Consider the following 11,792-nt stretch of genomic DNA (forward strand, 5'->3'; position numbering starts at 1 on the left):
GGAAACCCCGCAACTCCGCGCGCCGGGAAGAGCTTGGGGGGAACGGACTGAGACAATTGGAAGGCCGCACAGGGAAATCAGCGGGAATTTTCGAAAATTCCCGTGGTTGTCACCTGCTAAATTTTTCCGTCGACCGGGGATTTCCTGCTTGTCAGGGCGGCGGAGGACAGTCTGCCCAAAAACTACCCATTTAGAGAGTAGCTACAATGCCCATCCATTGGGTAGGTTGTAAAGTCCATTCCTTGAATGACCCTCCACAAGGAAAGCCCCAAAAAAACCCATATTCATGAAACCCAATCGTTCAAATCCATTGCATCTCCGTATCCTCGCCGCAGGCTTCACCTCGCTCATCGTGCTGAGCGGAAGCGCCCCAGCCGCGGATGTTTTCAAGGCCAACAATCCCCTCAACCTCAACCAGACTTCGAGCTGGGTGAGCGGATCCCTTCCAACCGCGGCGGACGTCGCCGTGTGGGACAACACGGTGACGGGAGCGATGAATCCCGGGTTGGGCGCGGATGCTTCCTGGCTCGGCATCAAGGTTCTCAACCCGACGGGACTTGTCAGCATCGGCACCGGTACGAGCGCGCTCACCCTGGGTGCCTCGGGCATCAACATGGCCGCCGCCACCGAAAATCTGGTTCTTGCTCCCGGGACTCTGAACCTTACGACGAACCAGACTTGGAACGTGGCGGCCGGCCGTGAGATCCGTCTGGCCGGCATCTCGCCCGGACTCGCCAATTCCAATGTGGATGGCACGGGAGTCGTCACGGTGCAGGGGGGTGGAACTGTGGACGCCAACCAGGGAACGGCCGCAGGAACGGGGCTGGCCGGATTCAGTGGCAAATGGATCATCGAGAACAACACCACCCTTCGCGGCACGGGAACCGGAGCCTTGGCATGGGGGACGAGCACCGCGGCGGACACCATCACCCTCAAGGGAGGGACGCTGGCGGTGGGCGGTCTTTCGGGAACCGACGCGAGTTACACCTGGCCGCAACCGATCTCGCTCGCGGATGCCACCACTTCAAGAATCAGTGGCCAGAATACCGCGGTTGGCGCCACCGCGCGTGAATTGATCCTGACAGGCGCCATCACAGGCACCGGCAATCTGAACTTTGGCAAAACACAAACCGGCGGCCAGGTTTTCGTCCTCAACAATCTCTCCAACACCGCAGGGGTGAGGAACAACGTGATGGGCACGGGAACCATCACCGTAACAGGTGTGACGCTTCAGCCGCGGGCGGCTGGAACCAACAACGTCATCATCCACAACAACAACATCAAGCTCGTCGGAGGCACGTTGATCAGTGACGATGCGCAACAAACCTTCGCCGGCACGATCACGCTCGAAGGTGTGAACAACGTACAGGCGCGTTGGAATGACAAGCCCGTTACCTTCACCGGAGCGCTTGTGGATGGAACCGCCCCCGGCAGCCTGACTTTACTCGGCGGCATCACCAAGCTTCATGGGGTCAATTCCTACACCGGATGGACCACCCAGGACGGCGGGCAGCTGAGCGTCACTCCCGACACGGTTGGCGCGACTTCGTCAATCGCCTCCCTCCGCACCCGGAGCGATGTATTGTTGGGAAACAACGTTCTTTTCAACATCACCTCGGGGACCTTGTTGCAGCGCATGACCAACGGTTTCTGGATCAAGGCGTCCGGAACCGGCGCGGTCGGCCGGCTCACCTCGAGCTCCGGCACCTTGAACCTTTCCTCGGTGGACGCCAACTGGGTCACCACCACCGGCATCCTCACCGGTGCGGACCACCAGATCCAGACTCCCATTGTTGATTTCAACGGCAGCACCCCTCTGTTGCTGACGAAAAGCGGTGTGAACAATGTCGCGCTCACCACGGCCAACACCCACACCGGTGGCACGACCGTCAACGCGGGACGGGTCCAGGCGAACAACGCGGCAAGCTTCGGCACGGGCACCGTCACCGTCGCGTCGGGCGGGCAGGCGTGGCTCAACGCCATCGGCGGAACCTACACCAACAATTTCACGATCACCGGCGCGGGTCCTACGGAAACCCTCACCACCCCGGTGGCCGGCGATACCAACTATGGAGCCATCCGTTTCAACAACAACACCATCAGCGGAAACGTCACCGTCGGCACGGGAGGCGCCCGCATCACCGGGGTGAGCGCGGGAGGCACCATCACCGGAACATTGACCGGATCGGAGCCCTTGGAAATCAACAGCACGGATGCCGCCGCGGCGAATGCGAACGGAACGGTGACGTTGGCGGGCAATGCCTCCGGCTACACCGGCACCGTCACCGTGAGCAGGGGCGGACTCACCATCGGGGGAGCCTTCGGCGGTTCCGTCGTGAAAAACAGCGGCACCACCCTGACGGTGAACGGAACCCATGCGGGAGCCCACACCCACACCACCGGCATCCTCCAGGGAACCGGCACATTCTCCACCGGCCTGACCCTGAATGGCGCGACGCCTGCGGACGTGCTCAACATCGTCCCCGGTGCGCTCCATGTCACAGGCGGACTCACCCTGTCCGGCACCACCACCGTCCGGGCCAGCGGCTTGGGAGGAAACATCCCTGTCATCCATTATACCGGAGCCCTCACCGGAACCTCCGCGAACCTCTTCCTTGAAAACGCCGCCAGTTTCCGTCCGGGAACGCAGTTCAACACCAGCGTTCCGGGAATCATCACCCTCGATGTCGTGGGTGTCCCGATCACCTGGACCGGCTCCATCAACCGCGATTGGAACACCACGGTCTCCAACTGGGACAAGAGCGGCAGCCCGGACAAATATTTCCAATCCGACATCGTCACCTTCAACGATGCTGGATCCGGCACGATCAACATCATCGGCAACATCGCCCCGCGCTCGATCACGATCAACAACACCGGCAGCAACCACTATACCTTCAGCGGCGATGCGAACAACCTCATCAGCGGAACCACCGGCATCACCAAGACCGGAGATGCGAATCTGACGCTGACCAGCAGCAACAGCTTCCTGGGAGCGGTTTCCCTCGGCAGCGGGACCGACAGCGGCGGGCTCAGCACCTTCGCCGCCCGGCAGGTGTACTCCGGCGGCACCACCATCAGTGGAAATGGCACGGTACTCGATCTCACCGCGGGCGGGGGAGCGGGCGGAGTCATCCGTGGAACGGTGAACATCACCAATGGCGGTATCCTTCGCCTGACCACCGGTGACGCCACCGGCTACAGCGGAGGCTCGGACAGCATCACCGTGATGAACATCAGCAACGGTGGCGCCCTGGAAATCAACAACGGGGCCAACAACCAGACCTTCGGGAACATGGCCATCACCATGAAGGGTGGCAACATCACCAAGGGAGAGGGGGCCGCCGCCTACAACGGCAGCTTCGACATGTTCAACGGCAGCGCCTCGATCACCACCCTCGCATCGCCGGACACGTCCATCATCGAGTCGGGGGTGAACATTGGTCTCCGCCAGCCCAACACGGTCATCACCACGGCCGCGGGGACGACCTCCACCGGCATCGATCTCCAGATCAACGGCAGCATCAACAATTCCCCCATCAGCTTCGCCAATCCGAATCTCACGAAGGAAGGTCCGGGGACGCTTTGCCTGAACAACTACGCGGTCTCCGGAATCGGAAACTCCACGGTTTACACCGGCACCACGACCATCAACGCCGGCACCCTTATGGTTGGCGACGGCGGAACCAACGGCATCATCGGCACGGGACCGATCGTCGACAACGGCACGCTCGCATTCAACCGCTCCGATGATCTCGCTCCGGCCAACGTCATCACCGGCACAGGCGCGCTGGTCCAGCAGGGCACCGGGGTGCTCACCCTCACCGGCGGAGGCACCCGCTCGGGTGACACCGTCGTGAATGCGGGTCGCCTCAACATCGGTGCCACACCGTTCACCGCGTCCACCTTCCGGGTGAACGCGGGGGGCACCCTGGGCACGAACGTCGCTCCCGCGAACAGCACAGGCACCATCGCCGGGCTCAGCTTCAACGGCGGAACCGCATCCCTGCGGGTGAATTCCACAACTTCCGACAAGCTGGCGGTCACCGCGACGAACGGCTTCAGCGTCGCCTCCCCGTCATCGATCTCGCTCATTCCCTCGGGCAATCTCCAGTTGAACGACGTCATTCCACTGATCGACTACGAAGGCGCGATCGGCGGAGCGAGCGGTTTCGCCGGGCTTTCCATCGTGGCCAGTGGAAATCCCCACCTTGCCTTCACCCTTCAGAACAACCTTGTGGATACCCGCGTGGAAGCGAAGGTCACCGCCGCGGACACGCTCGTCTGGGCCGGGAATGTGGACGGTTTTTGGGATGAGGAAGCCACCCCGAACTGGAAGACCTCCTCGAACGGATCGTCCAGCAAGTTCTACGACTTCGACAGGGTGAGGTTCACCGATGCCGCGGGTGCCGCCAACACCACGGTGACCCTGGCCGGAGAGATCATCCCGAACACCGTCGAGTTCGACTCGACATTCGACTACCTGCTGGAAGGGGAGGGCATCCATGGCGTCGCCACGTTGGTGAAAAACAACACCGGCAAGACGACGTTGAACAATCCCAACACCTATACCGGACCCACGACCATCAACGCGGGCACGCTGGAGCTGGGTGACCAGGGCGACCTGGGAGCCACCGCCATCACCAACAATTCGATCCTGGTTTACAACCGCACGGATGCCCCGGTTTTCGACCAGGTCATCTCCGGCACCGGCCAGCTCGTGAAGCGCGGGACCGGCAGCGTCACCCTGGATGGTGCAAGCACTTTCTCCGGCCCGGTTCTGGTGGAAGAGGGAACGCTCATTGTCGGAAACGGCACACCGCTCGGCGGTGTCGCGAGCGGTGTCACCGTGGCAAATGGCGCCGAGCTCAACATCAACGGCAAGACCCTGCCCGTGGGGGAAACGGTCTCCTTCGCCGGCATCGGGACTGCCGGTGGAAACGGATTCTCCCTCAAGGGAGGCGGCCTCATCCAAGGAACTGTGAACCTGTCGGGTGACGCCACGGTCGGCGATCTCGGAACCGGCACGCTCAATTTCGGAACGGGTGGCGCGCCCGTGAACATCACCGGTGCGCACACCCTGACCAAGGCGGGTGCCGACAAGGTCTGGTACCGGGCTCCGGAAAACGGTGCCGGAAACACGCTTGGAGCGCTGGTCATCAACGGCGGGACCTTCGGCATCGAGGCGAATGACAACGGACTCAACGGGGTGCCTGTCACGGTGAACGCGGGTGGCATCTTCGCCGCATGGGCCAAGGCGGACGGTCTCACTCCGTCCTCCCAGAACAACGCGATCACGCTGAATGGCGGTGCCGTCGGTGCGGATTTCAGCGGTGTGACGTGGACGGGGCCGGTCACCCTCACCGCGGACAGCGGTCTTGGAGCCGCGGGCTCCGGCATGAACTTCACCATCTCCGGTGTCATCTCGCAGACCGGCGGCTCGTTCGGCCTTACCAAGACCGAAACCAGCACGGCCACCCTGACCGCCATCAACACCTACACCGGAAACACCACCGTCAATGCCGGAGGCATCAACCTCGCCGACAATGCCGGACTCAAATTCGTCATCGGAGCGAATGGCGTGAACAACAAGATCACCGGAGCGGGGACCGCCATCATCGACGGGGACTTCACGCTTGATCTCACCGGGGCCGCCACCGCGAACGGAAACAGCTGGACCCTGGTGGACACCGCCACCAAGACCTTCGGTTCCACATTCACCATTCAGGGACTCACAGAAAGCGGCGACGTCCATACGGGTGTCATCGGAGGCAATGTCTGGACCTTCACGGAGGCCACGGGTGTGCTTTCGGTGGCGACATCCTCGGGTGGCTACAATTCATGGGTTGCCAACTACCCGACGCTGCCCGTCAACCAACGCGGACCCAACGCCGATTACGATGCGGACGGACTGAGCAATCTGCTTGAATACACCCTCGGTGGCAGTCCGGTGCTCGTGGATGCCGCATCCATCGCTCCGACGGGAACCCGCAGTGGCTCGAGTTTTGTCGTCACCTTCAAACGTAGCGACGCTTCCGAGGCGGACACCACCCAGACCGTACAATACGGAAGCGATCTCGCGGGCTGGACGAATGTTCCGATCGGCGCATCACCGGGAGCGGGCATGGTGGTGATCACCGAAAACGCCCCGACCGCCGAATTGGATACCGTCACCGTCACCATCCCGACATCCGGCAACACCAAGTTCTTCGCCCGCCTCCGGGTGACGCAACCCTGAGAACACTCCCCTCCCCGGAATCATCCCCTCCGGAGTATCCTCCGGGGGGGGATGACACTTCAGGTGGAGTCCGCCGGCTTATTTCAATTCACATCCTTCCTTGCGGAGGATGTGAATTGCCGCATTCGGGGTGGAATTCTCAACCCGTGGTTCTCAGGCCGGAAGCGATCGCATTGATGGACAGCAGCAGCTTCGGCAGCAGAGCGTCCGCCTCGGTGGAATTTTCCGCCGCCACATGACCGCGCCACTCGCGCAGAAGCGCGATCTGCTGCTGGTGGAGCACGCGCAGCGGGGCTTCGCGGATGTCCAGGGTCTTCGCCATCCGGGGACGGCGTGTTTTCATGTCCCCATCGAAAAGCTCCGCCAGCAGGGTCTTTGTTTTTTCAAACTCGGTGAGGATCATTCCCAGGAACCTGTCCCGGAGCTCCACATCTTCCACGAGGCCGGCATAGTCGCTCATGAGTTCCAGATTCGCCGACGCGAGGTTCGTTTCCACGTTGGTCAGCACATAACTCATGAAGGTGGAATGTGGCAGGGCCTCCTTGAATTTCGCGAAGTCCCCGGGCGATTCCTGCTTCAGTTTCTCCAGACCGCTCCCGACCCCGAACCAACCGGGCAGATAAAACCGCGCCTGCGTCCATGAGAACACCCATGGAATGGCGCGGAGATCGCTGATGGAAAATCCCTTCTTGCCAGTCCGTCGGGCGGGGCGGGAACCGATGCGCGAGTTTTCCAGAGCGTCGATCACCGTCGCCTGACGGTAGAATTCGATGAATCCCTCCGCCTTGAGGAAATTCTGGTACGCCGCCTGGCTGGTATCGCCGAGCCGTGCCATGAACGCCTGGCACGGGTCTTCCACCGGGGGCAGGTGACGATGATGCGCCGTCGTCACCGCCGCACCGGCGAGAAGAAGTTCCAAATTGTAAGTCGCGTTTGCGAGGTTCGCATACTTCTGGGCGATGGTCTCACCCTGTTCGGTCATGCGGAAGCCGCCGCTCATCGCTCCGTTCGGCAGCGCGGCCATGAACCAGTGCGTGGGCCCCGCTCCACGGGAGATCGTGCCGCCCCGGCCGTGGAAAAAGCACAGGTTCACCCCGCTGTCCCGACCTACCTGGGTGAGGGCTGTCTGCGCGCGTTGAAGCGCGAACTGGGCCGCCAGGATTCCACAGTCCTTGTTGGAATCCGAGTAGCCGAGCATCACCTGCTGGTTCCCGTCCGCCGGTGAACGGCGGGTGAGGGGATGTTCCAGGAATGCCTTGAGGATTCCCGGCGAGCGGTCCAGATCATCCATCGTCTCGAAGAGCGGCACGACCTGCAGCGGACACACCAGCCCCTCGGGCGTCAGATCGACAAGGCCCGCCTCCCGCGCCAGCAGATAAACTCCGAGCAGATCGGAGAGCTTGCGGGTCATGGAGACGATGAGTGCTCCCACCCCGTTTGTTCCCCAGTGTTTGCGGTGCCTTACCAGCACCCGGTAGGTGTCCAGCACATCGTCCGCTTCGGTGCCCACGCGCAGGTCGTTATGGATGAACGGCCGGGTGGAGAGCAGTTCGGTATTGAGGAAATCCAGCCGACGCTCCTCGGGCCAGCTCGCGTAGTTCTCCCCGTCCTCCACTCCGGCGGCGGTCAGCAACTGGCTGATCGCCTTGTCGTGGAATTCCGAGTTCTGGCGGATGTCCAGCGTCGCCAGATGGAAGCCGAACATCTCCAGCTTGTGACGGATGGGACGGATGGCATCCTCCTCCAGCATGTGGCACCCCGCTCCGGCGAGGGTGCGGGACAGCAGGTTCAGATCGTCCGTCAGGCACGCGGTGTTGCGATAGCCCGGCTTGCCCTTGATCTGCTCGCGCAGGCGCAGGGCCATCAGCAGGGCGAGCTGCCTCCACGGCTCCTCTTCGTGGCGGTGGAGGATTTCCTTCACTGCCTCGGGGGATTCCACCGTTTTCGCAAGATGGTCGATGCGGGCCTGGAGTTCGCCAGGAACCGGGGTGAGGTAACGGGACAGCGTGAGCTGCGTGGAAAGTTCCGCCAACTCGCGTTCCAACAATTTGAAAGCCGAGTGCCGCAGTTCCTTCAGGGTTTTTTCCGTCACCTCGGGAGTCACCAGCGGATGCCCGTCGCGGTCGCCGCCGATCCAGGTGCCGAAGATCAGGCGCGGGATGTTGCCCGCCGAGCGCAACATTTCCAGCGGCAGCCCGGCATCCCGCCAGGCTTCGGTGAAATGCAGGTCGAGCCGGTTGATCGCCGCGGGGAAAAGGTCGCGCAGGTAGTGCGTCGCATTCCGCAATTCGCTGGTGATGTCCGGGCGGACCAGGTGGATCTCCGCGGTGCGCCACAAGGTTTCCAGCGTCGTCACCACCCGCTCGCGGATGCGGCGTCGCTCGCGCTCCGTATATTTGGGAAACTCATTCCGCACCATTTCGCCATACAAGGCGCGGTGGCGCTCGCGGATGCTGGAGCGCTTCGCCTCGGTCGGGTGGGCGGTGAGGACCGGTTCCACCTGCACGTCCTTCAGAACGGCGAGAATCTGCTCCGGAGTGAGACCCATCCCCTTCAGATCGCGCAGCGCCTGCGGCCACAGGCCCCGGATGGACTCCGCGCCCAGCGCTTTTTCCCGCTCCCGGCGGATCTCGGCGGCCACGCGTTCCTCAACCATGTTGAGCAACTGGAAACCGATCGAATAAAGCTGCGGCAGTCCTTCCGGTGCGGCAGAGATGTCCGGAACGCGGCCCGACCACGGCAGATAGGGCAGCAATTCCGTCTCTCCCGTGCTCACCAAGGCATCCTCCAGGCAACCCAGCAGGTATTGCAGGCGCTCGTCGATGAGGTCGAATCCTTCGAGCCGGAGTTGTTCGCGGGTGGAGTTGCTGGCGGTATCAGTCATGGGCGCGCGGGATTTAGCACGAACCAAGCCGAATCGGAAAGCGCATAGAAATTCGAAGACGGATTTCTTTTTTCCGTCATTTGTCCGATGACTGTGACAAAAACATGACAAGTGCGGGGGAAATCCTGTCACTCTCTCCCGCGATGGCCACTGCCCGGGCACCCTTGAAACGTTTCCTGCTGCTCTCACTGTGGGTGGTGCTGCCGTTTTGCGCCCTCGCGGGATTGTCGTGGAACGCGTGGCGGGCGGACGCGGAAACCCGCCGGACACGCCTGTTGGAAGAGGCGAGGGAGTCGGCCCGGCAGGGATTGCAGGCCGTTTCCGGCATGCTGGGGGACTGGTCTGCTGTTCCCACGGGAGACGTGACGGGAGATCCGCCGCAGCCGGATGACGGAACGGTGGGAGGGGAAGCGAGGCGGCGTTATGAATCGGGCGATTTCGAAGGGGTCCTGGGCAGTCCCGACTCGGTGAAATCCGCTGCGGGACTGCCGTTGCGAAGCCTTGCCGCGCTTCAGTTGATCCGCAAGGAAACTGAACCCAAGAGGTTGATGGAGCTGTCGCGGATTCTGACGGACTCTCCGGATTTCCTCTCTCCACTGGTGTCGGAAGAGGCGGAAAGCCGTTTTGCCGGATTGAAGATCCCCGTTCCCGGACCGTTGGCGGATTGGCGGCAGCGCTGGCGGAAGATGGCGGCCGGGGCGGAGCTGCTCAAACAGATCAGGCGGGACGAAACCCGGCGGTCCGCCCTGTGGTTGGAATCGGGCGGTGCCTCGTATCTGGTGGAATTGCGTGACGGGGGTGGCGAGTGGCGGGTAAGTGAGGAGGGCGAGGTAAGAACCGCGGCGGCGGACTTGGGAAAAACGAACGAACGACGGTTGCCGGACGGCCTGGCGATTTCCGTCAGCATCGGTGGGAAACCGGTGGCCGGGCCGGTGGGGAAGCCTGTCTTGGCTACGGTTGCTCATGAGAATTGGCAGTCGGAAGTCGTGCTTGCGGACGAGGATGCCTATCTGCGCGGAGAGCGTCGGACCCGGAACATTATCACCGGGGTCATCGGATTGGCCGGACTGGCCGTGGGACTTGGTCTGGTTCTCGCCGGCAGGGCGTATTCAAGGGCGGTGGAACTGGCGCGCAGGCAGTCGGAATTCATGGCCGCGGTTTCCCACGAGATACGCACTCCCCTGACTGCGATGCAGCTGCTGGCCGAAAATCTCGAATCAGGCGTTGCGGACCGCTCGGGTCAACGAGCGGATCACACCCGCATGATCCGCGAGGAGTGCGCCCGTCTTGGAGAATTGGTGGGAAATGTCCTCGTCTTCACCCGGGGTGGAAAATCCGGGCCATACGAAGTCTTCGACGTGGCGGCGATGGTGGCGGATGCGGTCTCGCTGGTGCGGCCCATGGCTGGGAAGAGGAGCGTCCGCCTTGAGCAAGAGATCGCGGCTTTTCCCGAACCTCCCGTAGGGGACGTCGCCGCGTTGCGCCGGGTTCTCCTGAACCTGCTGGACAACGCGCTGAAGCACACGCCCGCCGGTGGAGCGGTAACATGCCGGGCGTTTCCCTTGGATCAGAAACGATGGTCGCTGGAGGTGGCGGACAGTGGTCCGGGAATACCCGCCGGCGAGCGGATACGGATTTTCGAACCGTTCTACCGCATCGGTGACGAACTGCGGAGGAGCACCCCTGGTACCGGACTAGGGCTCGCATTGGTCAGGCGCACCGCCGAGGCCCATGGTGGCTCCGTCGCGGTGGGCGATTCCGAGGGCGGGGGCGCGGTGTTTTCTATTTTGCTCCCCATTCATCCTGACGAAGGAAAACGAGAACCACGAAATGCACAGAATACACGGAAATGAAGAAGCCGGGTAGTGTTCAATTTTCCGTTTGTCCTGCTTTCCGTCTATTCCGTGGTTTGTTTGTCTTTATTTCGATTCATCACACATAGCCATGAGACTGCTCCTCATCGAAGATGAAACCTCGCTACGCGCCGCATTGGTGCCGCTGTTGGAGGACGCCGGCTACCGCGTGCGTGCGGAGGTGGATGGTGTGGCGGGACTGGAGCGCGCGTTGTCGGAAACGTTCGACCTCATCCTGCTGGACGTGATGCTGCCGGGCCTCGACGGCTTCTCGATCTGCCGCGAAATCCGCAGGCGGGGGCGTGGAGTGCCGGTGCTCATGCTCACCGCGCGCGGTACCATTGAAGACCGGGTGCGTGGCTTGGATGACGGGGCGGACGACTATCTGGTGAAACCCTTCAGCGGGGCGGAGTTGCTGGCCCGCGTCCGCGCCTTGCTGCGGCGTGTGGCCTCGGATTCCCGCCCTCCCGCATCGATCCGGCTCGGGGATGTGGTGGTGGATTTCCACCAGCTCACCTGCCATCGTGGCGGTGCGGAGTTGAGCCTGACGGCGCGCGAGTTCCGCATGTTGGAAGTCATGGCGGCGGCGGATGGCCGCCCGGTGGGCCGCGAGGAGTTTCTCGACAAGGTATGGGAATACAGCGCCTATCCCACCACCCGCACGGTGGACAACCAGATCCTCGCGCTGCGCCAGAAACTCGAATGTGATCCGGCGAAACCCCGCCATCTCATCACCGTGCATGGCATCGGCTACCGGTTGGAAAACGGGACCGCCCGCGAATCATGACAAAATCCTGACAACCCGCTTTTCCATTTC

4 protein-coding genes are annotated in these 11,792 nt (G+C 62.4%); 3 read left to right on the forward strand and 1 reads right to left on the reverse strand.

Features of this window, described 5'->3' with window-relative positions; genetic code table 11:
* Positions 1–286: 286 nt before the first annotated feature.
* A complete protein-coding gene (locus JIN84_RS13355) occupies positions 287–6,238 on the forward strand; it encodes an autotransporter-associated beta strand repeat-containing protein (RefSeq protein ID WP_200351540.1) in 5,952 nt (1,983 codons plus the stop codon).
* 139 nt (positions 6,239–6,377) lie between these two features.
* Here the strand turns inward: JIN84_RS13355 and JIN84_RS13360 are convergent, their stop codons facing one another.
* Positions 6,378–9,122 (reverse strand): phosphoenolpyruvate carboxylase, encoded by a 2,745-nt coding sequence (locus JIN84_RS13360; RefSeq protein ID WP_200351541.1) that lies wholly within the window; start codon positions 9,120–9,122, stop codon positions 6,378–6,380.
* 143 nt (positions 9,123–9,265) lie between these two features.
* Here JIN84_RS13360 and JIN84_RS13365 point away from each other — a divergent pair, with 143 nt between their 5' ends.
* Together JIN84_RS13365 and JIN84_RS13370 are read left to right on the forward strand one after the other, a co-directional pair.
* Positions 9,266–10,975 (forward strand): sensor histidine kinase, encoded by a 1,710-nt coding sequence (locus JIN84_RS13365; RefSeq protein ID WP_200351542.1) that lies wholly within the window; start codon positions 9,266–9,268, stop codon positions 10,973–10,975.
* 91 nt (positions 10,976–11,066) lie between these two features.
* A complete protein-coding gene (locus JIN84_RS13370; protein ID WP_200351543.1) occupies positions 11,067–11,762 on the forward strand; it encodes a response regulator transcription factor in 696 nt (231 codons plus the stop codon).
* The last annotated feature ends 30 nt before the right edge of the window (positions 11,763–11,792 follow it).

It is taken from the genome of Luteolibacter yonseiensis (genome assembly GCF_016595465.1).
Taxonomy (GTDB): Bacteria; Verrucomicrobiota; Verrucomicrobiia; order Verrucomicrobiales; family Akkermansiaceae; genus Luteolibacter; species Luteolibacter yonseiensis.